At 51.4% G+C, this 24,469-nt stretch carries 30 protein-coding genes; 15 read left to right on the top strand and 15 right to left on the bottom strand.

What is annotated here, in order from left to right; translation table 11 throughout:
* The first annotated feature begins 96 nt into the window (after positions 1 to 96).
* The 4 genes from U5L07_09515 to U5L07_09500 are packed head-to-tail and all read left to right on the top strand — an operon-like array spanning position 97 to position 5,128.
* Entirely contained in the window at positions 97 to 2,667 is a 2,571-nt protein-coding gene (locus tag U5L07_09515) for a molybdopterin-dependent oxidoreductase (GenBank protein ID MDZ7831974.1), read from the top strand.
* Between the two features lie 15 nt (positions 2,668 to 2,682).
* Positions 2,683 to 3,411, top strand: coding sequence for a 4Fe-4S dicluster domain-containing protein (locus tag U5L07_09510; GenBank protein MDZ7831973.1), 729 nt, complete (start codon positions 2,683 to 2,685; stop codon positions 3,409 to 3,411).
* Entirely contained in the window at positions 3,408 to 4,508 is a 1,101-nt protein-coding gene (gene nrfD / locus U5L07_09505; protein ID MDZ7831972.1) for an NrfD/PsrC family molybdoenzyme membrane anchor subunit, read from the top strand. Before U5L07_09510 ends, nrfD begins: the two co-directional genes overlap by 4 nt.
* Positions 4,509 to 4,522: 14 nt before the next feature.
* On the top strand, positions 4,523 to 5,128 hold the full coding sequence (locus tag U5L07_09500; GenBank protein ID MDZ7831971.1) for a molecular chaperone TorD family protein: 606 nt from the start codon (positions 4,523 to 4,525) through the stop codon (positions 5,126 to 5,128).
* Here U5L07_09500 and U5L07_09495 read toward each other — a convergent pair.
* From U5L07_09495 to U5L07_09485, 3 genes are all read right to left on the bottom strand, one after another.
* On the bottom strand, positions 5,125 to 5,376 hold the full coding sequence (locus tag U5L07_09495) for a porin (GenBank protein MDZ7831970.1): 252 nt from the start codon (positions 5,374 to 5,376) through the stop codon (positions 5,125 to 5,127). The genes U5L07_09500 and U5L07_09495 overlap by 4 nt on opposite strands.
* 219 nt (positions 5,377 to 5,595) lie before the next feature.
* Positions 5,596 to 7,836 carry a cytochrome b/b6 domain-containing protein gene (locus tag U5L07_09490; protein ID MDZ7831969.1) on the bottom strand — a complete coding sequence of 747 codons (2,241 nt, stop codon included), beginning with the start codon at positions 7,834 to 7,836 and terminating at the stop codon, positions 5,596 to 5,598.
* A 24-nt stretch (positions 7,837 to 7,860) separates the two neighbouring features.
* Positions 7,861 to 8,241 carry a hypothetical protein gene (locus tag U5L07_09485; GenBank protein MDZ7831968.1) on the bottom strand — a complete coding sequence of 127 codons (381 nt, stop codon included), beginning with the start codon at positions 8,239 to 8,241 and terminating at the stop codon, positions 7,861 to 7,863.
* 161 nt (positions 8,242 to 8,402) lie between these two features.
* Between U5L07_09485 and U5L07_09480 the strand changes: the two genes are divergently transcribed.
* On the top strand, positions 8,403 to 8,636 hold the full coding sequence (locus U5L07_09480; GenBank protein ID MDZ7831967.1) for a hypothetical protein: 234 nt from the start codon (positions 8,403 to 8,405) through the stop codon (positions 8,634 to 8,636).
* 5 nt (positions 8,637 to 8,641) lie between these two features.
* Here the strand turns inward: U5L07_09480 and U5L07_09475 are convergent, their stop codons facing one another.
* The 8 genes from U5L07_09475 to U5L07_09440 form a co-directional block, all read right to left on the bottom strand.
* Positions 8,642 to 9,196, bottom strand: coding sequence for a flavodoxin domain-containing protein (locus U5L07_09475; protein ID MDZ7831966.1), 555 nt, complete (start codon positions 9,194 to 9,196; stop codon positions 8,642 to 8,644).
* A gap of 151 nt (positions 9,197 to 9,347) precedes the next feature.
* Positions 9,348 to 10,154, bottom strand: coding sequence for a sulfite exporter TauE/SafE family protein (locus tag U5L07_09470; protein ID MDZ7831965.1), 807 nt, complete (start codon positions 10,152 to 10,154; stop codon positions 9,348 to 9,350).
* Between the two features lie 6 nt (positions 10,155 to 10,160).
* On the bottom strand, positions 10,161 to 10,562 hold the full coding sequence (locus tag U5L07_09465; GenBank protein ID MDZ7831964.1) for a rhodanese-like domain-containing protein: 402 nt from the start codon (positions 10,560 to 10,562) through the stop codon (positions 10,161 to 10,163).
* A gap of 44 nt (positions 10,563 to 10,606) precedes the next feature.
* Positions 10,607 to 10,912, bottom strand: a complete 306-nt coding sequence (locus U5L07_09460) for a NifB/NifX family molybdenum-iron cluster-binding protein (GenBank protein ID MDZ7831963.1) — start codon at positions 10,910 to 10,912, stop codon at positions 10,607 to 10,609.
* 248 nt (positions 10,913 to 11,160) lie between these two features.
* Positions 11,161 to 11,304 (bottom strand): helix-turn-helix domain-containing protein, encoded by a 144-nt coding sequence (locus U5L07_09455; protein ID MDZ7831962.1) that lies wholly within the window; start codon positions 11,302 to 11,304, stop codon positions 11,161 to 11,163.
* Positions 11,305 to 11,423: 119 nt separating this feature from the next.
* Positions 11,424 to 12,971: a BCCT family transporter gene (locus tag U5L07_09450; protein MDZ7831961.1), complete on the bottom strand. Its 1,548-nt coding sequence runs from the start codon at positions 12,969 to 12,971 to the stop codon at positions 11,424 to 11,426.
* On the bottom strand, positions 12,968 to 13,807 hold the full coding sequence (locus U5L07_09445; protein MDZ7831960.1) for a universal stress protein: 840 nt from the start codon (positions 13,805 to 13,807) through the stop codon (positions 12,968 to 12,970). The genes U5L07_09450 and U5L07_09445 overlap by 4 nt, the downstream gene beginning before the upstream one ends.
* Positions 13,808 to 13,813: 6 nt before the next feature.
* Positions 13,814 to 14,353 carry a patatin-like phospholipase family protein gene (locus U5L07_09440; GenBank protein ID MDZ7831959.1) on the bottom strand — a complete coding sequence of 180 codons (540 nt, stop codon included), beginning with the start codon at positions 14,351 to 14,353 and terminating at the stop codon, positions 13,814 to 13,816.
* A gap of 272 nt (positions 14,354 to 14,625) precedes the next feature.
* Between U5L07_09440 and U5L07_09435 the strand changes: the two genes are divergently transcribed.
* Both U5L07_09435 and U5L07_09430 read left to right on the top strand, forming a co-directional pair.
* The gene (locus U5L07_09435; protein MDZ7831958.1) at positions 14,626 to 14,811 is read left to right on the top strand and encodes a hypothetical protein; all 186 of its coding nucleotides are present in this window, start codon (positions 14,626 to 14,628) and stop codon (positions 14,809 to 14,811) included.
* A 189-nt stretch (positions 14,812 to 15,000) separates the two neighbouring features.
* Positions 15,001 to 15,831 carry a DUF1207 domain-containing protein gene (locus tag U5L07_09430; protein ID MDZ7831957.1) on the top strand — a complete coding sequence of 277 codons (831 nt, stop codon included), beginning with the start codon at positions 15,001 to 15,003 and terminating at the stop codon, positions 15,829 to 15,831.
* Here the strand turns inward: U5L07_09430 and U5L07_09425 are convergent.
* The 4 genes from U5L07_09425 to U5L07_09410 all read right to left on the bottom strand — a co-directional run bounded on the left by U5L07_09425 (position 15,816) and on the right by U5L07_09410 (position 17,831).
* Positions 15,816 to 15,989, bottom strand: a complete 174-nt coding sequence (locus U5L07_09425) for a hypothetical protein (protein ID MDZ7831956.1) — start codon at positions 15,987 to 15,989, stop codon at positions 15,816 to 15,818. The genes U5L07_09430 and U5L07_09425 overlap by 16 nt on opposite strands.
* 274 nt (positions 15,990 to 16,263) lie before the next feature.
* Entirely contained in the window at positions 16,264 to 16,638 is a 375-nt protein-coding gene (locus tag U5L07_09420; GenBank protein ID MDZ7831955.1) for a rhodanese-like domain-containing protein, read from the bottom strand.
* Between the two features lie 102 nt (positions 16,639 to 16,740).
* Entirely contained in the window at positions 16,741 to 16,938 is a 198-nt protein-coding gene (locus U5L07_09415; GenBank protein ID MDZ7831954.1) for a (Fe-S)-binding protein, read from the bottom strand.
* Between the two features lie 56 nt (positions 16,939 to 16,994).
* Positions 16,995 to 17,831: a helix-turn-helix domain-containing protein gene (locus U5L07_09410; protein ID MDZ7831953.1), complete on the bottom strand. Its 837-nt coding sequence runs from the start codon at positions 17,829 to 17,831 to the stop codon at positions 16,995 to 16,997.
* A 189-nt stretch (positions 17,832 to 18,020) separates the two neighbouring features.
* Here U5L07_09410 and U5L07_09405 point away from each other — a divergent pair, with 189 nt between their 5' ends.
* From U5L07_09405 to U5L07_09370, 8 genes are all read left to right on the top strand, one after another.
* Positions 18,021 to 18,461, top strand: coding sequence for a four helix bundle protein (locus U5L07_09405; GenBank protein ID MDZ7831952.1), 441 nt, complete (start codon positions 18,021 to 18,023; stop codon positions 18,459 to 18,461).
* A gap of 126 nt (positions 18,462 to 18,587) precedes the next feature.
* On the top strand, positions 18,588 to 18,827 hold the full coding sequence (locus tag U5L07_09400; protein MDZ7831951.1) for a type II toxin-antitoxin system prevent-host-death family antitoxin: 240 nt from the start codon (positions 18,588 to 18,590) through the stop codon (positions 18,825 to 18,827).
* Positions 18,824 to 19,198: a type II toxin-antitoxin system VapC family toxin gene (locus U5L07_09395; protein ID MDZ7831950.1), complete on the top strand. Its 375-nt coding sequence runs from the start codon at positions 18,824 to 18,826 to the stop codon at positions 19,196 to 19,198. The genes U5L07_09400 and U5L07_09395 overlap by 4 nt, the downstream gene beginning before the upstream one ends.
* Positions 19,199 to 19,302: 104 nt before the next feature.
* Entirely contained in the window at positions 19,303 to 19,533 is a 231-nt protein-coding gene (locus tag U5L07_09390; GenBank protein MDZ7831949.1) for a type II toxin-antitoxin system Phd/YefM family antitoxin, read from the top strand.
* Positions 19,530 to 19,931: a type II toxin-antitoxin system VapC family toxin gene (locus U5L07_09385; GenBank protein MDZ7831948.1), complete on the top strand. Its 402-nt coding sequence runs from the start codon at positions 19,530 to 19,532 to the stop codon at positions 19,929 to 19,931. The genes U5L07_09390 and U5L07_09385 overlap by 4 nt, the downstream gene beginning before the upstream one ends.
* A 289-nt stretch (positions 19,932 to 20,220) precedes the next feature.
* Positions 20,221 to 20,703: a tetratricopeptide repeat protein gene (locus U5L07_09380; GenBank protein MDZ7831947.1), complete on the top strand. Its 483-nt coding sequence runs from the start codon at positions 20,221 to 20,223 to the stop codon at positions 20,701 to 20,703.
* A gap of 117 nt (positions 20,704 to 20,820) precedes the next feature.
* A complete protein-coding gene (locus tag U5L07_09375) occupies positions 20,821 to 21,393 on the top strand; it encodes a tetratricopeptide repeat protein (GenBank protein MDZ7831946.1) in 573 nt (190 codons plus the stop codon).
* Between the two features lie 236 nt (positions 21,394 to 21,629).
* Entirely contained in the window at positions 21,630 to 24,458 is a 2,829-nt protein-coding gene (locus tag U5L07_09370; protein ID MDZ7831945.1) for a tetratricopeptide repeat protein, read from the top strand.
* The last annotated feature ends 11 nt before the right edge of the window (positions 24,459 to 24,469 follow it).

Below are 24,469 nucleotides of genomic sequence, written 5' to 3'. Positions count from 1 at the left end.
ATTAATTTTTTGCATCTATTGTCGAGACGATTACCTTAAAAAATATATAGTACGTGCCGGGTGGATTCACATCATTACGAAAAAACAGGTGGGATTATGAAAAAAGACGATTCCATGAGCAACAGCAATGGTTCGGGCCTGCGGATGGACCGCAGGACTTTTGTCAAGTCCTCGCTGGCTGCGGGCGCAGTGCTGGGCTCCGGGCTGAGCCTGACGGCGTTGACGCCGGTAAAAAACGCCACTGCAGCCCCGCAAAACGGAGCCGGAGAATGGAAACCGGCCAATTGCCAGGGATGCACCTCCTGGTGCGCCAAGCAGGTCTATGTCGTGGACGGCAGGGCCGTAAAGGTCAGGGGCAACCCCCATTCCAAGGTCAACATGGGGGCCAGCTGTCCCAGAACGCATCTGGGACTGCAGCAGGTCTACGATCCGGACCGGATCAAGGTGCCCATGAAAAGAACCAATCCGGAAAAGGGCCGCGACCAGGACCCGAAATTTGTGCCGATCACCTGGGACGAAGCCCTGAACACGATCGCCGACCGGATCATGGAACTGCGCAAAAACAACGAGACCCACAAGTACATGCTCATGCGCGGCCGCTACACCTACATGCGCGACATTCTCTATGATTCGATGACCAAGATCATCGGCTCGCCCAACAATATCTCCCACAGCACCATTTGTGCGGAAGGCGAAAAGTTCGGCCCCTATTATACAGAAGGCTTGTGGGCCTACCGGCAGTACGACGTGGAAAACACGCGATATATCCTGCTCTGGGGCGCCGATCCCCTGGCTGCCAACCGCCAGGTATCCTATTATTCCAAGGCCTGGGGCAATGCCCTGGATCGGGCCAAGGTGGCCATCGTGGAGCCGCGGCTTTCGGCAACGGCCGCCAAGGCAGATGAATGGATTCCGGTAAAACCGGGATGCGACGGGGCAATCGCTGTGGCCATGGCGCACATTATTTTGACCGAAGGCCTCTGGTACAAGGGATTTGTCGGCGATTTCAAGGACGGCCAGAACCGGTTTGCCGCCGGAAAAGAGGTGGACGAAGAACTTTTTGCGGAAAAATATACCCACGGCCTGGTCAGGTGGTGGAACCTGGAATTAAAGGACAAAACCCCGCAATGGGCGGCGGAAAAGGCCGGGGTGGATGCCGACCAGATTTATCGGGTGGCCGTGGAGTTCGCCTCTGCCGCCCCGAACGTGATGTCCTGGGTCGGCGGCGGGCCCTCCATGCAGGTGCGCGGCGCATACGGCTGCATGGCCACCCATGCCCTAAACGGACTGACCGGGGGGGTGGACAACATGGGCGGCACGCTCAAGGCGAACACGGAGTATACCAGCGGTTTTCCCGATTTTGATCAATATTTGGACGACATTGCCGGAAAGGGCAAAAAACACGAAAAAATCGACCAGCGGGGAAGGCTCGAATTTCCCTGCCTCAAGAAAGGCAAATCCGGCGGCGGGGTCAACACCAACCGGGCCGCGGATGGCATCATCGATGAAGACCCCAACGAAATCAAGGTGGCCGTGGCTTACATGAACAACTTCAACTTCTCCGCGCCCGGCGGACAGCGTTGGGACAAGGCGCTTTCCAAGATCCCCTTCCTGGTCCACATCACCACCAATGCATCAGAATTTTCCTGGTTTGCAGACATCCTGCTGCCCGACACCCATCACCAGTTTGAAAAATGGGGATACACCAAGTCTTACGGGCACGGCTACCGCCACGTGGTGCTCCAGCAGCCGATTATCGACATGCCGTTTGACTACAAGATCGACGAGACCGAGATCCCTTTTCTGCTCGGCAAAAAACTGGCCGAACGGGGCTTTGATCGGCTCCACAGATACCACGTGGAGCAGTTTGCAGATCCTGAGACCGGCAGGGCTCCGGCCGATGAAAAAGAATTTGCCGAATACGCCGTAAAGATGGCCACCAGAAACCTTTGGGACCCGAAGCATTATAAGGGCGGCGACAAGATCAACGGGTGGGCGGAATTCAAAAAACGGGGCGTCTGGAACTCGGACCCTTACCCGTACCGCGCCAGGTGGGGCAAGATGAAAACCGAAACGGGGATGTTCGAATTCTACTCCCAGACCCTGAAAAAGGCCCTGGAAAAGCATGCAGAAAAACACCAGACCAATGTGGATCACGTGCTGGAGGTCTGCAATTACCAGGCCCGGGGCGAGCTGGCATTTGTTCCCCACCATGAAGATCCCTTCATTCACGGGCAGCCGGACGAATATCCGCTGCTTTTCGTGGATCACAAGTCCCGGCTCAACCGCGAGGGGCGCACCGCCAACTGCGGCTGGTATTACGAACTCAAGGACCTGGACCCGGGGGATACCGCATCAGCCGATGCGGCCAAGCTCAACCCGATTGACGCCAAAAACCTCGGTTTGCAAGACGGCGATGCGATCCGGATCATCTCGCCGGCCGGGGAAATCGAGTGCACGGTCAAGCGCTGGGAAGGCGTACGGCCCGGCACCGTGGCCAAGTGCTACGGCCAGGGCCACTGGGCTTACGGCCGGATCGCGGCAAAGGTCTTCGGAAAAAAACCCCGGGGCGGCAACAACAACTACCTCATTCCGGCCGACTACGACCGGTTGAGCGGGGCCTCGGCCTATTACGGCACCACACGTGTTAAGATCGTCAAGATATAACCAGGGGGAAAAGCCATGACAAAATGGGCAATGGTTATCGACCACCAGAAATGCGTCGGCTGCGGCGCCTGCATTATCAGCTGCAAAAACGAGAACAACACCCCGGACGGCATTTACTGGTCCTACAAGATCACCGAAACCGCGGGCACCTTCCCCAACGTCCGGTATCACTACACCCCGACCCTTTGCAACCACTGCGACAATGCGCCCTGCGTGCGCGGCTGCCCGACCCGGGCCATGCATAAGGCCGAAGGCGGCATTACCATGCATGATCCGGACAAGTGCATCGGATGCAAGTACTGCATGTTCAACTGCCCGTTTGGCGTGATTTACTTCAACTGGCGCAAGCCGCATCCGGAATGGCACAAAAAAGAGGCGCTCATCGAAGGCTGCACGACTTCGCCCGAAGAGATGGTCGATATTGTCGGCGGAAAAACGATCCCCTATTACAACCCGGAGCGGGAACGCACCCTGGACGGCATCCGGCCCAAGGGCGTGGTGGAAAAATGCACGTTCTGCGACCACCGCATCAAAAAGGGCCTGCTTCCGGCCTGCGTCGAGGCTTGTCCGGCAGACGCCCGCATTTTCGGGGATCTGGACAATCCTTCCAGTGTGGTAAACCAGCTGCTGGGCAAATACCGGGCGTACCGCCTAAATGAGCACCTGGGCACCCAGCCCAAGATTTACTACATCCGGAGCTTTAACCCCGGAACGTATCTGCAGACCAAAGGAGAGGTGTCATGAATTCCGCGAAAAAACTTTTTGTCCCCTGGATGGCCGTGCTTCTGGCCGGCGTGGGCATCGGCCTGTTTACGGCGATCGTGCTGCTTATGAAAGGGCACTATCTGTTCAACGCAAACGACGTGCTGATCTGGACCCTGCCGCTGGGCGGATACGTTTTTTTCGCCCTGACCAGTACGGGGCTGGCCCTGGTGGCATCTTTGCCCTCGGTTTTCGGTCTCACGCAGTTTGAAGTCCTGGCCAAAAGACTCGTCTTTCTGGCCATTTCCACCCTGGTGGCCGCCTTTATCTGCATCGGCCTGGAGCTGGGGTCGCTGACCCACATGATCTATATCATGCTGTCTCCGAACCTGTCGTCTCCCATCTGGTACATGGGGGCCCTTTACAGCCTTGAGCTGCTCTTTCTTGTCATTAAACTGTGGCAGATGCACATGGGGGACTGGCATTCGATCGCAAGCCGCTGGCTGGGCTCTGCCTCCATGCTCTGCGGGGTATTTGCCGCGCTGATGCTCGGCTCGGTATTCGGCCTCACCGAGGCCCGGCCCACCTACTTTGGTCCGTTCATTGCCATCTTTTCCTTAATTATTGCCATGCTTTCGGGCATTGCGGCAATCATCCTGTATATGAATGTATGCCGGTGGGTCTCGGGGGCCTGTTCGAAACAGGCCGATGCCGCCGTGAATTCGCTTACGCGCATGTTCGGCTTCATGCTGGGGCTTTCCCTGATATTCTACGTGCTCAAGCTCGCCCTGGCATCGGCCTACACGCGGCCGGAGTTTGCCACCGCCATCAATTTCAATCTCGTGCTGTTTCTTTTGATCCCCTATGCCATGATGCTGAGCAAACGCCTGCGGCAAATGGCCTGGGCCAAAACGGTCGCCCCTGCCATCACCTTGGTCGGCATTTTCGCGGTGCACATGCAGATTCTCATCGGCGGGCAGATCCGGCCCGTGGGGCCGAAGGCCGAAGGACTGCCCCAGGTGCTTTCCTATTTTCCCAGCATATGGGAAATTTTGGTCATTGTGGCCGCCGTATCCACCATGCTGCTGCTCTACACCCTGGGCGAACGGTGGCTCAAACTCGATGCGGCTCCCGAATAGCAGGCGAACACACCATGGAATCTCCAAACAATATAGAACCTGAAACCAGGGCCGATATTTTCGCCGGCATAGCCGGCTGTTATGCCAGGCCATCCCTTGACTTGGGAGCTTTTCTGGAAGCAAATGCAGAAAGCAACGGCCGCCCGGCAGATCCCGGCGCGCAAATGTTTTCGGATCTGCTTGGACAATGGCGGAAAAACACGCTCCAGGAACTGCTGGTCGACTATGCCGGCCTTTTCGTGGGCCCCTTTGAAACCATCGCCCCGCCGCTGGGCTCGGTTTACCTGGAAGATCAGCCCACCCTGATGGGGACGTCCACCCGGGACATTCTCGATATTTACCGGCAGGCCGGCCTGGATATGGCCGAAAGTTTCAACGGTCCGCCCGATCACATTATCGCCGAACTCGAATTTCTCGCCTACCTGGTCTCGGCCCGGCTTTCCGCGGACACTGAAACCGGGCAAACCCTGCACGCGCTTGAGCAACGCTTTCTCAGGCACCACCTGGGCGCCTGGATCGAGCCCTTTACCCGAAAAGTGACGCAGGGAGCCGGCACCGGCTTTTATCAGCTTCTGGGCGAACTGACCCGGCAGGCAGTACTTGCAGAGACACCTATTTAAAAATCAATCTGAAATCTGGTTTGAAAGATGCGGGTAACGCCCGCACTCTCCAGGTCCGCATAGATATAATTTAACATGATGCGCAGATTGGGATATAAATACCCGTTCAACCCCAGGGTGTAGTTGTTCAGATTTCCGGCATCCACATCCTTGTCCGCAAAGTCGAGAGTGGAGTACCGCAAGGCGGTTTCCCAGGCCCCCCATCCGCCCTCCGGCTTTTTCCAATAGCTGCTGGTATTCTTCGGCACTTATCTGGCCGTTCCGGTAAAGAATTTTGAGGATCTCTTTATCGATACGGTTTTCCTGAGCAGCAGCCGATTGGATAGAAAACAGGGAGCCGGCGAAAACGACAAGGGTAATGCAAACCGCAGCTTTCGCTTTTGCTCCTGTCAATAGTAACTCCTTTGCCAGTTTAACAGCCCCTTATCTTGAATCCAGGTGCTTGAATATTTTGCAGCTAACAATTTTCAGGGATTGTTTAAGGACTCTTTGGTATCCGCATCAATGCCTGATACAATCACCTTACCTTCGAAAATACCCTTTAAAGTCCCCGGGTTGGCAAGGGTCCCCAGATAAGCATGGACAATAACAGTAACAATGACGATAAACGCCGCTACAGTATGAATCGTATGGGCAATCAATCCCAGATTGCTGTTCGTTGTCCAGATGATCATGACACCGGTGATTCCCAGTATGGCGACGAGTAACAACATAAACCAGAAATATAGCTTCTGACCGGCGTTGAAACGGTCTGCCGGCAATCTTCCCTGATACCCGAAGTAATTGCCAAGCTTTTTGAGCCATTGCCAATCACTTTTCTCAAATAAAACGTCTCTGAACCAGATGCCGGCAATCAGCAGCATGTTGAGCACAAACAAATAGCCAGCATAATGGTGAAACGTATGGATAATTCCAATTGTACCGGATGAAAAGGGAATCGCTGAGAAGGTGATCAGACCACTTATTGTCAAAAGGGCAAATAGAACTACCGAAACATAATGGATGACCCTTTCACCGATACTGAAGCGAACGTCAGCAGGATCCTGATCGTTACCCCTGACATCTTTGGGGCCGAAAATGACATAGTGAAGAATGACCAGAAAGAAAACAGCGAACAGGATCCAAAAACCATATGGTTTCAGTATCTCTTGCTCAAAGACGGTAAGTTGCAGCGCTGCAGGAGAAAAATTCATGAAAGCTGCATTCTGCTGTGTAACGGCCTCTCCGCTCTGATCAAAAGGCTTTACCATTATATCCTTGAAAAAGAAATCAGACGTTGAACTGTGACAATCAGTACAGCCTTTTGCTCCCAATGCATTTTGCGCAGGGGCTATATCATGACTGAATTTAAACACAGATCCGTACGGGCTGTATTCATGAGCCTTTTTGGAAAGTGTTTCCCAGTCAATACCGTTAGCCGTATACCGGTTACCATCCACGAATACGACCCTTTTCCCCTCCAGGGATTCTCCTTTTTGTTTCAGCATTGAAGTCACTGAGGCCAGTAGTGCCTTGATCTCTTCAGGCCGATTGACTTCCGGGAATCCGTCGCGATTGTCATCCTTGATTTTCTCTAGCTGGGGATAGTTCTTATCGGGATCGTTCCGGTGGCTTTTCCACATCATGAAGACATCTTTCATGTATGGCTGGTCGATGCCTTTCTCGTTGTTCTTTTTAATGCCAACCCACAAAGTATAGACCCTGTTTAACGGATAAAGCTTGTCTTTGTACCACCCCACAACAGGCCTGAATTGAAAAACGGGGCGCAGGCCTTCCGGATAATCATGCAAAAAACCATAGTAATTCCATGGTCTTATATCAGGACCATAAAACGACCATATCCGTTTGGCTGGCGGTGTAATCCTTGGACTGGTATTAAAAACGGAAGCATCCTCCACCAGGGCTGCCTTTACCTGACGCCACGGAATATGACATGTCTGACAGGCTATTTTCTCTAAATGCACAGGAGGTAGATCTCTATGTTTTGCAACCGGGGCATTCAAAAGGCCCTCAGAATGACAATCTTCGCAGCTGCGCATCGTATTATCCAAATCGTTGCGCACAAGCCCCCCGGGGTCATCCCCCTTTCCAATCTGATGCCTCTCTCTGCCTTCAATACGCGGGTCCTTTGCGCTGCGTCCGGTTACATGACAATCAATACAACGAAGACCGGCGCGTATATGAACATCGGTTCTTGAATTAAAGGAAGCCCCTCGCTTTTTCCAGTCGCTTTCACGGTGGCAGAAAAGGCATTTTTCGTTCCGCACTTCTCGCGTTATCGGCAAAACCACCTGGCCGTTTTCCTGGAAAACAGAAAAATTATAGGACACCTTTGGCTTTTCGCCATTGGAAACACAGCCTTTGATTTCACCGAACCCGGCCCCTGCAGTCGCGGCCCACCGGAAATTTAAGGCCGTTATCTGGTTTTTTCTTTTTTCGTTATGATAATCCTTGAGGTGGCATATCAGACAGTCCGCCTCGATTACACCGCTTTTCGCCCATTTGGCCTTGAAATAATCGCCATCAAATTCGTTTTGTCCGCCGGAAGTAATATTGTTTTCAGGGTCAGCGGCAAATTTGTCATAACGGTTCCCGTTACGGTCTAATTCGGCAGAACCGCCGCCAGGATGACAGGCACCGCATTTTTGTATAAAGGTATAAGAGGTAAGGTCAATTGACTGTGAAGAACTATTATTTTTCCCCGCCAACTGCGGGAAAACAGGACCGGGGCTTCACCATCTGCCGCCATATTGACCGGGACTCGTGCACCAGGGATAGGTTTCCTGAAAGGCGTGGCTCATCTCTGAAAGTTTACCCTGCTGAAAATGATATCCTTTTGTAATCTTTTTATAATCATGGCACTTACCACAGGTTTTTTTGGGGCTATAAGGGACATCGGCATTCCGATTTTCCAATGGATTGATGATGTTTCCTTCTTTATCCCGCAGATAAAAGGGAGGACAAATCCCCATGGCATCTTTTTTTGCTTCTTCATACGCCTGTTCGGATTCATCTGTCGGTGCCGGTGCCGCATTTAAGCCAATTGCACTCGAATGTAGCAAAAAAATCATGACAATACTGGCTGTAAGTGCGGTCAACAGTTTATGTTTCATTGTTTTCTCCAACTCTTTTAATGCATCCGCCGGCCAGCACAATGCCGCCTGAGAAATTGAGGTTCGGGTTAATTATAACTTGGCGGTCCAACGTTCTGGTTAAAAAATTTTGGCTTTGGACCAGTGTGTGGCCGCGGGCCGGAAGGCAAATCAAAATCGATATGTCGGCAATCGATAACCCGCGGTCTCAACACATGGTTCTGGTAGCAATTGATGCGCTCGAAGCTTTTGTCAATTTTGGCTGTATCGCCATCGGCATTCTTCAGATCCCGGCATTGAATTGCCATGAATCGATCTGGAAGAAATACCAAGGATGGCTGCGACCCGTCACTTCGACGATACCATCGGAAGAAGTGGTGCAGGCCGTTGATTGCAACATGTCGCCTGCGGCATAACGCAGTTAAGTTTCAGATTGTTGAGCTTTTAAAATCCCCTTTACTTTTTCAGCCACCGACTTCAGATCCTGCTCATTCGGTCGGCCCCGGATATCACCCAGGCGGCCGCTCTCTGACATGGCTTTCATTTTCTCGAGGGCGTATTCGCCGGGAACATACCATTCATCCAGGATGATGTAGCCCAAATGGTCAAAAAGCTGCGCCATCCATTTCACTGCGGGCAGGGCTTCGTTGATTCCCGTATGCACCCCGCCATAGGTACAGTAGATGACCGCCTTTTTATCCGGCCGTTTCGGCGAGGCCGGTTTGATCGCGCCCATATCCGCATATTTCCGCCGGAGCTTTCCGAAAAGCGTCTGCAAAGCCTTGCCCGGCAGCCATTCATAAACGCCCGAGCCGACAAAAACCATGTCATAATCAAGCAGTTCCAGGTCCTCGGTATCCTTGCCAACGGAAACCGAGGTCACCCGGTGGCCGGCGGCCTCCAGGGTTTTATCAATCGTTTCCGCAACTTGTCGCGTATTTCCGGTTGTTGTACAATACAGATTCAGGATTTGCATAAATTCTCAACCTCCTTTTTGCGATTTTTACAAACAGACTGCCCGCCTTTACTTATTTCGCTTTTGATTGCTTGACAGTCCAAAGTTCTGGTTTAAAAGTCCAATGATTGCAACATAGCCGCAGTTATACGTTAGGTGTTGAACTTGTAAGCTAAACGCCCCCTGTTGTATAAAAGGCATTGATGACCATAAAAAGGGCCGCCAGCCAGTTGGTATAGGCAAACACCTGTTTGAGGTATTTCGGTTTGGTGTTTAGGGCGAACTTCCCGCCGAGAATCCCCCCGATAACCGTCATGGCAGCCAGGGGCAGAGCCCATTGCGGATTAAAATCGCCCTGCACGGCATGGCCGGTAAACCCCATAAAGGCAATGGCCGCGATCAAGGTGGAAGATGTCCCCACGGCTTTGTGCATGGATACGCCGCAGGCGACCACCATCAGGGGCACCAGAAAGGAGCCGCCGGAGACACCGACCATGCCGGAGCCAATCCCGGTCAGTATTGTAGCCGGCACAGCGATCCATAAATTGACAAAATAGCGATCCTCTCCGGATTTCAAGCGTAATGTACCAAACCTCGGGGTTCGCTCCGGATGCTTGTTTTCGGAAACCGGAAGCAGCATGACCCCGCCGGCGGCGGCCAGCATGACCGCAAATATGATTTTCAGGGCAAAACCGCTGAACAGATGCGAAAAATAACCGCCGGCCAGTGCGGCCGCAGCGGTCAGGCCGCCGACCAAAAGGGCCAGCGGCCATGACACGGCCTTGTTTTTTTGAAACACGATCATGGCGGCAACCGATGCGGCAAAAAGAATAAACTGGCCGGTAGTGGCGGCCTGGTGCATGGGAAGGCCGCCTATGGCCAGAATCACCACGTAAAAATTGCCGCCCCCCTTGCCCACCATGGTCATGGTGACCGCCACGATAAAAATCAGCGCACAGGAAATGACCAGATTCATCATCAGGGGTTACCTCCTCTGCGCTTCGGATGGGATGGATTTCAGGAGTTTGCCCGGCTTGACCGCCTCGGTAAGCGCGCTGTAGCCGCCCTCCAAGACCCTGGCCTGCTCAAACCCCTTTGTCAGCAGAAAAGCGTAAACAATCGATGAGCGGACCTGGGCCGGACAAAAGACAGCAATCAGCCGATCTTTCGGCAGTTCATCGACCCGGTCGGGAATCTCATCCACCGGGATGTTGCGGCTTTCGATATTTGGATGCGCCGCCAAATTAATGGAAACGGACGCCGCCTCCTCTTTAGAGCGTACATCAAGCAGCACGGCGGATTCTGTTTCAAACAATTTTTCCGGCGTCAATTTATGCTGACCACTGCCGAAAAATTCAAAGGTCAAGGATTTCAGTACCTGTTCCATTGTTTCCTCCTTTTCAATATTTAATTTCAGCTTTGTCATTGAATTTAAATAAGTGCCGCGTCCTTCAGACGTGCCACCACCTCCCGGGCATCTCCTGTTTGATTGTCCAGAACAGTGATGCCGCGCAGCGCAAGCCAATCTTTGCAGAAATTCTGGATCCCCCCGCAAACCAGGACATCCGGCTCGCTCTCGGCAATTTTACGGGCCATGTCCATGGGATCGTTGAAAGAGTGTTGCATCCGTTCTTTTTTTTGGACGCGGTCGCGATGGACTTCATAAAACAGCAGTTCGGATGAACTTCCGAAATGCGGGGCCACCCGCCTGCCGAACAAAGGAACACAGACAATCATTTCTTTTCACCAAATCTGTTTCTGATAAAACACTTTCATGTACAAGGTTTCCAAAGCCGCCGGCAGCGCCGCTTCGGCCAGCCGGCAATGCTGTTTGTTTACGGTAAAGCATTAACTGTGCCAGCATCAAAACAGATCGGGCAGAAATGGCTGAGGGGGTAAACTGCGGGGGGTTGCACGGAATATCAACGAAAGGGCGGAATTGGTTGAAAAGCGAAAAATGTTGCAAAAGATGAAACCGTTTCAGGCTACGTTTCACTTTCAGGCGGGGTGATGCCCGGTTTCTTCATTTTGCGCCAGAGGGTGCTCCGGCTGATGCCAAGGGCCTTTGCGGTCTTTTCCCGGCTGTTTGCGTGTTGCTTCAGAAAGGTGCGGATCTTTTCGGCTTCCATATGCTGCTCTTCAGACAGCCGCGGCGCAGCCAGCCCTTATATTTTATCATATGTTTCAACATAAAAACGGTGAAAAGCCCCCCGCGCCTTGGGCGGCAAAAAACTAGACTGCGTGGCGGTCAGGTCTGTTGTTTGTCCTGATTAAGCGTCACTGAAGGGTTGAATTTAAATTCGTAACGCAGTCCCTTGATCAGGCTGCGGCACAAAAAAAGCATGATCACGGTAAAAGGCAGGGCGGCGGCAATGGCCATCTTCTGCAAGGCTTCCAGCCCTCCGGAATAAAGAAGAATAACGGCCGTGGAAGATACAAGGATGCCCCAGGTGATCTTTTTGGCCGCCGAAGGATAGAGGCTTCCCCCGGAGGTCATCATGGACAGCACGAAAGTGGCCGAATCTGCCGAAGTGACGAAAAAAACGCCCAGCAAAAGCACTGTAATCATGGTCAGCAGGCCGCTTAATGGATAATGGGCATAAAGGCGGAACATGCCTACTGATACGTCTTCAGACACCGCCTTTGCAATTTCCGCCCCTTCCTGCATTTCCAGATAAAACGCCGCGCCCCCGAAAACACTGAACCATAAGAAAGTGAGCAGGGTGGGCACGAACAACGCCCCCAGAATGAATTCGCGAATGGTCCTGCCCCGGGAGATGCTGGCCACAAAAAGACCCACAAAAGGGGACCAGGCGATCCACCAGGCCCAGTAGAATATGGTCCAGGACTGGGTCCAGGCATAGCCCTGGAAAGGATTGGTGGACAGGCTCATGTTGAACAGGCCGGAAAGATAGTCGGCCATTGTATTGGTAAACACATTGAAGATGTAGGCTGTGGGGCCGACCAGAAGCATGAACACCAGAAGGATGATGGCCAGCATGATATTGGTTTTGCTTAAAATCTGTATGCCTTTGTCCAGCCCGGTCATGCTGGAGATCATAAACAGGACGGTGACCACGGCGATGACCGCCACCTGGGCCTGCAAGCCGGGGGCAAAGTCGAAGACCTCGCCCAAACCGGTGGTGATCTGCATGGCCCCCAGGCCTAAGGAGGTCACAATCCCGAATACCGTGGCAAAAACAGCCAGGACATCAATGCCGTATCCAACAACTCCATAGATCTTTTCCCCGATCAAGGGATAGAAACAACTGGAGATCAATGGCGGCATCCCCCGGCGGAAGGAAAAATAGGCGATGGCCAGGCTCATGGTGATATACACCGCCCAGGGGTGCAACCCCCAGTGGAAAAAACCGTATTTCATGGCGAACTTGGCTGCTGCGTCCGACTGTCCGGCCAGATATTCCGGGGGGTTGAGGTAATGGCTCATGGGCTCGGCCACTCCCCAGAAGATCATCCCGATGCCCATGCCGGCGGCAAAGAGCATGCTGAACCAGCCGAAATAGGAGTACTGGGGTTTTTCGTTGTCCTTTCCCAGGCGGATCTTTCCATATTTGCTGAAGGCAAACCAGATGCTGAAAACAAGAAAGACAAGAGCGGAGATCAGATAGCCCCAGCCAAAGGTCTCAATGATATATTCATGCACCAGCCCCGAATATTTGTCGAGCAAAGACGGATGGATGATTCCCAGTCCGACCAGACTCAAGACGATAATCAGGGAAATGCCGAACACGGCCTGATTTTTCCAAAAATTCAGAGAAGGGAAAACGTATTTCATCGTCTCTGCTCTCCGGGAACGATAAAGACAGAACAAGCGGCCTTATCGGCGATGAACTGGGCCGTGGAGCCCATGATCTGTTCAAAGGCGCTTTTATTGTCAGATTTGCCGATAATCAACAAGTCTACCCCGCAGCGTCTGGCTGCGTGCAAGATTCTGGCTTTGGGATGGCCAACCACATCCTGGGTACTGACCTTTTGAAAGGCGTGTTCACACGCAGCCTTTAAGCGGTTGAGGTTTTGCCGGGCCATTTCCCGGCGCTCGGCCTCAGCTTTCGGATCCGGGGCCCGTTGCCCGACATGCAGGATGCAGAGGTTCTGGGCGACAAAACCCGGATTGGTCAGGTAGGGCATGACATGGCTGTCTGTTATCTGAAAATTGGTGGTGTACATGACCTGATTTATTTTCTGTTCCCTGGCCATGAAAACCGGGTGCTTGTACACAAAGACCGGGTAATCGGCCATGCGGACGATATCTGCCTCAACACTGCCCAGCAGCGCCTTCGGCAAAGCCCTTTTCCTTTCCCATAAAACACTTAAAAAGTCGGCTCCCAGTTCTGCGGCCAAGGTCAATATTTCAGAAGCAATATGGCCCTGCCTAAAGTACATATCCACCGTAAAGCCCAGTTCCCGAAGCTTCAGGGCATAGGCCCGGATGGTATCCGTGAGCCGCTCTTGTTTTTTTCCTTTGCCGTTATTGGTGCGCACATGGACCAGAAAAACCTCTTTGGTCCCAAAATATCTCAAAAGGCCGGCCATTGAGACGATTTTTTGCTCCGGCTCCTTTAAGCTCAAAGGCATGACCGCGCGGGTGAGCCGTAATTCTTTTTTGTCCATTGTATTTCAAACCCTTAAGACAAACTGTAAATAACTTCTACCATGATTGTTTTGCGATTTTTTTTGGGTCAAAATAGCTATGCCCCGAATTTGTCTATAAAAATTATTCAAACCTGTAAGGGGAATGCTCGTCTGTTCAATATCGATGTCCGGTACAAAAGCCGCCACACCCTCCTGCAGGTCTTCTTCAGTCATTACGCCGTTTCGGAACATATTGCAGCCCACCAGAATCTCTTTGCCCCAGGATCGCAGGAACCGATCCAGAAGATGATTGGCCTCGCGGTCACTTCTGCCGAAACGGACGAATCTGCGAATCCCCTTGATACTTTTTTCACCAGAACCGAACACCTCCTCCACGCGCCTTAACGTTTGGCAGATATCGGCATTGGCCGCATATGCCGCTCCGGCCAGGGCGCCGGCGCTGCTGCCGACGATCAGATCCGGGCGGAGGCCCGCATCTTCGAAGGCCTGGATCACACCCAGATGCGCCAGGCCCCTGGCGCCTCCGCCACCGAGTACCAATGCAATGGTCGGTTTTTTCTTCATATGCAATTCCGTTCTGTTGGTTTTTAATGACCTCTGCTCTTCTGAAACAGGATATTTCGTGCCCAAAAGACTGGGACGAAAGAGGTTAAGGCCATTATCTATTATTTACCCATAGTAAGGCAAATTTTATGCCTGACAAAGCAGACGAGTGAGATAAAATCCTATCTATTTGAAATAAATATTTTTTCTTTACAAATCAGGAAGTGTCAAAACAGGATGAAAAAAAGCAGGCGTTTCATATGGTGAAACGGTTTCACAGGATGTTTTACTTCATGTTTCAAATCCGTTTTGCACCGGGAGCACCGCTGCATTGTTTTGTCATCGGCATCATCCTTTCAGCGGCATTTAACAAACCAGAATTAGTACGTAATTTTATCGTTTTTTATAGGCAGCGGCAACTGCTTTACAACAATGCTTTACAACATGCTTTACAAAAACTCAACGCGCAGACAATCTAAATTGACAGTATTGAAAATACCGTTTAGTTTAGTTTTGAGCATATTTTCAATACTCATACCCGCTAAATTATCGAGCCCGTTGATGGCGTATACTTTTATCTGAAGACAAACCAAAAAACAAAGAGGGAGGCTGATGTGAAGAGACCAACCCTTATCCCACCTTTGACTTTCCGAATAAGCATATGGGCAATGGTCCTGTGGATAGCTGCGGCGGCCGGACCGGCGGTCGCGGATCAGACATCAAAATCCCAGTGGGAGTTCTTTCCTGTGGGCGATGTGTTTGCGCCCTTGCTGGCCGATCCCAAAGAGCCCCGGTTTTTTCTGAGCATCAACAATTACGACAATGAATTCAGAAGCGACTTCACCGGCGCATCCGTCGGATTCGGCGAAAACTTCGGCCTGATCAGAAAACATCTTGGGGATCAGCATGCCTGGCAGTTAAGCTTAAAGGGCGGACTTTTCTCCCAGTTTGATCTGAATACCAGCTCCGATGACCTTTTAAACTCCGACTACAATATCGGTGTGACCTGGAATTACCGGATTGACGCCCTGTCCACCCGTCTTCGCGTCTATCACCAAAGCTCTCACCTGGGGGATGAATACCTTATCAAGCATCCGCGGATGGCAGATACCCGGACCAATTTTGACTATGAAGCCATTGACTTTCTGGCTGCGTTTACCTGGCATCAGATCCGGACCTATGGCGGCCTCCATTTCCTGATAGAGCGCGATCCGGGAGATTTTGACCGCTGGGGCTATCAGGGCGGTATCGAATATCAGGGCACAGGAGAGATGCTACCCTGGGGGACATTGGTCGCAGGCCTTGACATCAAAGGATTCCAGGAGCTTCACTGGACCCCCGGCTACAGCTTAAAGACAGGGATCGCCTTCAAGGAGCTGGATCATCAGAGCCGCTATATTCAAGTCATGCTCGAATATTACAACGGATTCATCCCCTATGGCCAGTTCTACAACTATGACATGGAATCTTACGGGGCAGGCATCTATTTCGGCTTCTGATCCTTTTCAAACAGCTCGGCTTTTTTCACCACATCCCGGCCAAAGCGCCGGGTAACGTCGTCAACCGCACGGCCCAGCGCCTCCCATTTTAAATCCCCGGACGCCGGATCATCAAATAATGACATCTTTTTATTTTTGACAAATGTTGATTGCAACATCTCGCCTGCGGCATAACGCAGTTAAAAACGATAATGCAAAAGGCCATGCGGCAATATACAACGTCAACGCAGCGTCTGAAAAAATCATCCAGACTATCATGGATGCCGTAATGGGAACCGCAATCACATTTTTTGGTCTTGATAAGAAAAAATATCATTCAATATCAAAAGTTTGACTTACGCTTAGCTTCCCAGAAAGTTGAGCAAATAAGTATCGTGTCCCCCGAATTTGCAGAATGTTGTTGCTTTTTGCTCTGCCGGTATGGAGATCAGCTTACATTTTGGCCAATGGGCCGGGTTTGAACGCTTGGGCCATATCCTCGGAAGAGGCAGTAAGCCCCTTTACTTCCTCATATCCGTTTGCCAGCAGATAAGTGTAGGCCACCGCCGCCCTGAAAACCGAAGAGCAGAAGGTAATGATAAATTTATCCCTGGGAACTTCGTCCAGCCTGTCCGGCAGCTCATTCAGGGGGATATGCAGGGAAAAAGGAAAAGAAAGGTATTTGACCTCCTCATCTGCCCTAACATCTAGAAATATGAAATGATCATTGCCAAGCACGTTGCGCATTCCTTCGATACTCATTCCGTGATCGCCGGAACCGAAAAACTGAAAATCCATTTCCTGCAATATTTGATTCAAATCCTTCATGTCGATTGTCTCCTTACTCTGTAGTGTAGTTGTGCTTGTACGTTGATTCAAGCGCCTGAAGCCCGGCCAGACAAAACCTGGCGAAAGAAAAAGACCTCTGCCCTAATAATCCAGATTGAACTGCGTTATATACCAGGAAAGTTCTTCACGCAGGGATGTACCCAGGCCGAAACAATCTTCTGGTCTTTTTGCCCCTTCAGCAACCTTGGTGGCAAAAACCATGCACGTTGGCTCGCCACAATCCCGGCAGTTGGTTTTGGGCCGCAGCTTCAATATTTCAATAATGCCCGGCTTTGGCATTTCTTTTAATCCCTTATTTTGGTCCGACCCTGTTAAGTTGCAGGCTATGTTTCAATTTAGGTTTCACTTTCAGGCGGGGTGATGCCCAGTTTCTTCATTTTCCGCCAGAGGGTGCTCCGGCTGATGCCAAGGGCCTTTGCGGTCTTTTCCCGGCTGTTTGCGTGTTGCTTCAGAAAGGTGCAGATCTTTTCGGCTTCCATATGCTGCTCTTCAGACAGCCGCGGCGCGGCCGGCCCTTTTTCCCGCGCAATTTCCGGGGGCAGATGCGCATTGCGGATCACGCTGCCCTTGCAGGTAATAAAAGCATACTCAATGGCGTTTTCCAGTTCCCGGACATTGCCGGGAAACCAATATTGCATAAGTGCCTGCAGGGCATCCGGTGCAATTTCCCGGATGTTTTTTCCCTTGCTCAGATTCAGCTTTTCAATAAAGCGGTCTGCCAGAAGGGGGATATCTTCTCTTCGTTCCCATAGGGGCGGCAGTTCCAGTGTGACCACATTCAGGCGGTAAAAAAGGTCTTCCCGGAATTCCCCGTTTGCCACCCGCTCTTTCAGCGCAAGATTGGCCGCTGCAATGATCCGGGCGGAAATATCAATCTGCGGGGTTTCATTTAAAAGCGTTTTTTCCAGTGCACAGTTTTTGGCACAGATATCGGCCCGGAATACATCAAAGCAGAACTGGCCGACGGCTTTTTGCCGGCTAAGGCCGGTAATGCACTCCGCCGCCCGGTTAAAAGAGGTGATCCGTTTTTCCCTGTCTATGGTAAAGACGCCGTCACTGATGCTTTCCATAATAGTGCAGCAGGGCGACTGGATAAGAGAGGTGATGTCGCAGAACGTAGTCGGGCTTTTTTCCTGAAAGCTGCCATCGTTCTTATTCCGGGTATTTTTCATATAATGCGCCGTCAAACCGATCAATTATTATCATGGAATGCCTGCCAGAGATAGACTTGCGAACTGTAAAACAGTAGCATATTGAAAAAATATCAGTATGTCAAAGCGGTTATGGCCAAAATGCACGGCTAATTTGTTCTGTATCCAAATCGAAATCGCTATCGGGATCGGGATCGAAATCGAAAAAATATGACCCTTGGACGTGAAAAACTGGACGTCTATCGCCTTTCAATAGGCTACGTTGCATGGGTTTACGAGAAGGCCGACAGCCTGAACGAAGTCCATCGGCCCGCCCGGGATCAATGGCTTCGGGCCAGCCAGTCGATACCGCTAAATATCGCCGAAGGTAATGGCAAGACCGCGGAAGCCGACCAAAGGCGTTATTTCGAAATCGCTCGTGGCTCCGCGCTTGAGTGCGCGGCGATTCAAGATGTGCTGGTTGTCGGCAAGGCGCTGGACAAGATGGAAAGCCGGAACCGCAAGGATGAACTCGACCGTATGGCCGCGATGCTCAGCCGTCTCGGCGGAAGAGGATACCAAGTTCGAGAGGATCAGGAAGTCTACAGCATCGATTTCGATCCCGATAGCGATTTCGATCCCGAGGAAAACGAATCCCAACCTTTGCGTTAACAGGACCGGGGGTATGGATTTTGCGGTTAGAACAAATTAGCCGTGGGCCAAAATGGACCGGCTTGAAACCGCTTGACAAAATGGTCTGGTCTGGTCAGACTATATTTACATATAGGAGGATGAAAAATGCAGATTACCAATATTTCCGAAGCAAAGGCGCAGTTATCCGCGTTGATTGAAAAAGTCATGGCCGGAGAAGAAGTGGTCATCGGCAAGGCCGGAAAACCGGTAGCCCGCCTCATCAAGTATGAGAATAACCGGCAGCCGCGCCAGCCCGGCGCTTTAAAGGGAAAAATCAAGATCGCGGATGATTTCGATGAGCTCCCGGATGATATCGCCGAAGCCTTCGGCATGGCGGACAAATGAATCTGTTTCTCGACACCCATGTGCTGCTGTGGTGGCTGGACGATAGTCCTTCTCTCTTCGATACTGAACGAGATGCTATTGCTGATCCCGGCAACCTGATTGTTGTCAGTGCTGCCGTGATCTGGGAAATGCGAATCAAGCAGGCGCTTGGAAAACTCGAAATTTCAGCGGATTTTTATCCCGTTATCAAAAATCAGGGATTTGAGCTTTTACCCATCACCCCGGATCATGCGTATGCTGCAGGCGGTCTGCCAATGCACCATCGCGACCCCTTTGACAGAATGATTATCGCCCAGGCCCGGCTGGAAAAACTGTGTATCATCACCCGCGACAACATATTCAGCAGATACGATGTTTCCGTTTTTGCGTAATGGGGGACCCCTTTCACTTTCGTTGCATTATTGACCTTGACCATTTTAATGACTATGGTCATTATCATGACCAAATTGAGTGCCTATCAGTCGGAGGGGTGAAAATGAATACAATTCAGGCGTCAGAATTTAAGGCCAAGTGTTTGGCTTTAATGGAGAAAGTAGCCAGGACGGGAGAAACCCTGGTGGTAACCAAAAACGGCAAGCCTATAGCAGAATTGAAACCTTACTCCGGCGGACGTTCAGAAAGTCCTTTCGGCCTGCACAGAAAACTTCGGATTACCGGAGATGTGATTACTCCAGTGGCGGAAAATGACTGGAAGGTGCTTGAATGATTGTTCTGGATACTCACACCCTGCTTTGGATGGATAGAGACGATGACGCCCTGGGGAAACGATCCCGGAGCCTTATTGAACAGGCCTGGAAAAATGACGTTGTCGCTGTCAGCGCAATAACCTTCTGGGAATGCGCCCTGCTTGAACAGCGGGGGCGGATTCAACTTCCCCTGGAGGTGGAAGTATGGCGGGCAGATTTACTGCAAGCCGGGGTAAAAGAGATCGTCCTGGACGGAAGAATTGCTTTGCTGGCATCTGCCCTGGAATACTTCCCTCGTGATCCTGCAGATCGTTTTATCGCTGCCACTGCCCTGCATTATGATGCGTTACTTCTTACAGCAGACAAAAATATTCTGGATTGGCAGTCAGCTCTTCTCAGGCAAAACGCAAGGAAGTGACCAAGCAAAAGGACCAAGCAAAAGGGTCAAATCTTTATTCTTGACAAATACAGAGAAACTATTCATACAGAGATATGGCCAGACAGCTTCGCATCCAGTATCCCGGCGCTTATTATCATGTCACTTCACGCGGCAACGCTGATGCAATGGGAAAGGATTCGGGCGCAAGATTAGGCAGCCTTCGGTTGGACGGCGGCATGGTGAGAAACGCATTGCTGATGAAGTTTCAATCTGATTTACTAATGTAATATATTAATGTATCTTTAAACATCTGGTTTCCAGAAGTATAATGAAAAAACTCACACTCATTGCCGCCATGCTTGGCGTTGCCATTCTAACCACCTTCATTTACCGTGTAACCCATACGGATTGGATTTTGTTTCGTAAAGCAGAGACCTATTTCGCCAAGAGTCAATATTCTCAATCCATCCCGTATTATACAGAATTAATAGACCAGGGCTTTGAAACGCCGACGCTCCTGAAACACCTGGGAACAGCGTATATGGCTACCGGCCATTTTAAGAAGGCTTTGACAGTCTTTGAAGCGTTCCTGGAGCAAAATCCTGATAAGGACACAGGGTTGGCTGAATTAGCCAATATTTACGTGATCTTGGGCCAACCTTCAAAGGCTGTGGCCCTATACCAGGCCATGGTTCAGGATGTGCCAAAGGATAAGGCTACGCGCGTCCTTCTCGCAAGGGCTTTGTCCTGGTCCGGCCGTTTTGAAGAGGCCGTATTGCAGTACAGAAAGGCGCTGGGGGAGGAAAAATGAAGCATCGAAAAATAAAGGGATTGTTGTCCGCATTTCTGCCTAGCTGCTATAGTGTTTTTTGGAGGGGTGCTCACCGCCCATTCAGAAAACGAGCAAACAAAATTTTCGATTCCGTCTTTGAACCAAAAAACGGCTCCGCTAAAACCCGAAGAGGTCAAGGTGGTACCGATCAAACCAGGGGACGAGATCCCGGACTGGGTTGCCCGCTGGGAACTTGCCAGAGTGTTGAGTTATGTGAAGCGTTACGAGGCGTCCATAGCTGAATATAAAAAGGTCTTAAAAGAGAAACCGGATCTTACGGAAGCAAAGCTTGAAATGGCCAAGGTCCTTTTTTGGGATGGAGAGCAGAAGAAGGCACTTGGAATACTGGAGCAGATCTCGCCCAAGACCATACCAGGAGAGACCAAGGTTTTGATGGCAGATCTTTTTGTGGCCCAGAAGGATTACGCCAAGGCAGAGCCGCTTTACCGGGAGTATCTAAAAGGCCATCCCCACGACCATTCTGTTCGTCTCAAGCTGGCCGAGATGCTGAGCTGGCAAAAAGACTATGATACCTCACTTAAAGAATACAGGAAAATCCTGGAGGCCCACCCCAACGATATCCAGGTCCGGCGGCGGTATGCCTTTGTGCTGATCTGGGCAGGTGAGCATGAAGAGGCCGCCTCACAGTTGAAACGCACCCTTGATTAATGGTAATTTACATGAGCCAGGTAAAAATGGGGGCGGCTCTGTAACGGAATTCCCTGCTGGTGAAACGAAACATGTCATATATTGGCTCTTTTGGTTTAAAGATTCCGGGATTGGGATTGGCGTCGGTGATATCCGGGGTTTTGGCATACCTCTGTCGAAGGTGTAGACCATGGTGGCGGATACATCGCGATAGCCTCTGTTTGCTCGGCCTTGTATGTGGAGTTTTGTTTACACCTTTGAGCGGTAATGCGGGTGCCCCTCATCCTGCCAGTACAAGGCCCACTCTTTTTCCGCTGAGCGTGGTTGGGAACCTCTCCCACGACCGGTCCGATAGCCTCATCCCCCAAAGCGATCAGATTACATCTTTTGACGCCCGCCTGGCCCTGGCCAGAATACTCGCTTACGAGGACCGGACATTGGACGAAGCACTCCGGGAATACCGTGTGCTCCTCAATCAAAGTCCAGATAACTGGCAGATCCGGTCGGAGATGGCAAGGGTCCTCATTCGGTTGGGTGATATTAATGAGGCCCGTTCACTGATGGCTGGGATTGATAAAAAGGCGGAGAAAGACCCGGACATGCTCGTGACCCTCGCGGATTTAAAAGCCAGTATGGGGCACGCATCCGGCTGCCGCGATCTATATGAGAAGGCTATCAGGATGAGCGATCAGCCCCAAAATATCAAACTCAAATTGGCCGATCACATGAACATGTGGGGCGATTTTTACAAGGCCGAGGCCATTTATCGCGAGTATCTACGGGCCCATGCTGGAGACAGAGAAGTGGCGCTCAAATTAGCAGCCTTGTTGAGGAGCTGTGAGCGCTACGCCGAATCCGAGGGAATCTATAAGGAATTGCTGTTTAACCACCCTGATTCCAAAAAGGCCTTGCTGGGGCTGGCCAAGCTGAAACGTGCTGAAAAAAAATATCAAGCCGCTTTAACCCATGTGGATCAAGCGCTTAATTTGGATCCCGATAACCATGAAGCCCTTTTATTAAAGGCAGATATTCTGCTGCTGGTAAAAAATTATGATGCCGCGCTCGGCCTGTATTCCAGGATATCCGATATGGCGTGCTGCCGGGTCAAGGGGTTGATGGGCCAGGGAAACGTGTACCTGGCTCAGGGAGAGGAAGATCTGGGCCGACTCTGTTTTTCTAAGGCCTATGAGATCGATCCCAGCGACGTAGAAGCGCATTTCTATGCGGCGGGGATGGATGTTGTCCTGACAGAGGACTTTATTGATGCGTTGTTGACGGATAAGGGGCTCTCTGCACGGACCCTGGAAAAATGGGCAAACCTTTACGCTGCTCACGGCTTCAATAACCCAGCTATACTCATATACGAAACTTCTCTTAAAAGAGACCCTGCGTACTTTCCATCCCAGATCGGTTTGGCTGAGATGCTTGCCATTGATCATCAGTATAAGCCGGCCATAGAGGCGTTCGAAGATCTAAACAAACGATTTCCAGATAACCGAAAGATCCTCATCGGATGGGCCAGGACCCTGGGATGGGGGAAAGAGTATGACGCATCCATTGAACTTTACGACCATATCAATGCCATGGCGCCGTCCGATCCTGTCCCGCAAATGGAAAAGGCCCGGACCGCTGTATGGGCCAAGCAGATGGATACTGCGCTGGATGCCTACAGGGCCCTTCTCGTTCCACCAGTGGACAAAACGCTTTCCAGGGCATTGATCCCTGTTGCTGAGACATCGGGGAATGAGGAACTTATCGCCGACGTCAGCAAATTGGCTGAGCAGGCTGAAGAGGGATCCGTCTTTCAAGGCACTGAGGCATTCATAGAGAGTCTGAAGCCTCTGAGGCCCCGTTTGTCTCAAACCACAAACCGGCAGATTGACAGGCTTCTCATTGAAAATTATCCTTCCTTTGCCGTTCAAAAGGCTGCATACTTGGAAAAGGAGGGGAAGCGCCTTGTTTGGAACAAGCGCTTTGCCCGGGCCCTGGATGCCTATGAGGCCCTCCTCGACGTTACGCCTGGAAATCAGGAAGCGCTGTTTGATTACGCGCAGATCGAATGTGCACTGGGTCTGTGTCATCGGGAGGAAAAGACCTACAGGCGCCTGCTCGACATAAATCCCCTTCACAATCTGGCCGGCCATGCCCTGAGGCGTTTGGAAATCCGCAGCAGTCCATCCCTCAAACTGGGGCAGATTTACTGGAGTGAACGGGGCCGGGACAGGTTGACAGAGATCGACCGGTACCGCACCGATCTTGAACTAACTGTGCCGGTTGACTGTCGGTTCCATTTGAAGGTGGCCGGCCACCACTGGATCGAGCGCCCCAGTTATACAGGGTCATCATACGGGGCCAACGGCTTTACAATCGCGGCCAGCGGCACCTTGAATCCCTATATCAAAGGGGAAGCGGCGTGGACTCACAAGGTATACCAGGACTGTGAATTTGAAAATACAGACACCGGATATGCACATGCCTGGTTTAATTTAAGGGATTATGTGACACTGGGACTGGGATATGACCGGGCAGATGAGCTGTACAACTATTTCGGTATCAGGCAGGGCATACAGTCGGATTCATGGTGGGTCTCCATCGAATCGAATCTTACCCGGAAGCTGGAAGTCCAGGGGGAGGCCAGGTATTTGAGTTACAGTGACAACAATTCGGGCCAGCATTATATGTTGGGTGCGGGGTACGCCATCACTGATCATCCCAGGATCTTCACGATTGCCCTGACCGGTGAATATCGCAATACCCATAACCCGGATGTATACCATTACGACGCGGGCCGGCTGGTGGACATTATCCATCCCTACTGGACCCCTATCGATTATTACGGCGGCGCCATAACCTTTGAATGGTATCATGACTTGTCGAGATTCCTGTTTTGCGGCAGTGAGCGCAACTCTTACGATGTGGCCCTGGCGCTGGGCACAGACACAGAGGATAATCCTTCTGGGGAACTCCGGGCAGCATGGCATTATGACTTTTTGGATCACTGGACTATCAGTTTAAAAGGCCTGATCCATCGCTCCCGTCTGTGGGACGCGGAGGGACTCTGGGCCGATATCCGGTATCATTTTTAATGCCCTTAAAC

The organism is Desulfobacterales bacterium (assembly GCA_034520365.1).
Classification (GTDB): Bacteria; Desulfobacterota; Desulfobacteria; order Desulfobacterales; family Desulfosalsimonadaceae; genus M55B175.
Note: the sequence above shows the minus strand (reverse complement) of the source record. Positions and strands in the feature narration are given on the sequence as shown.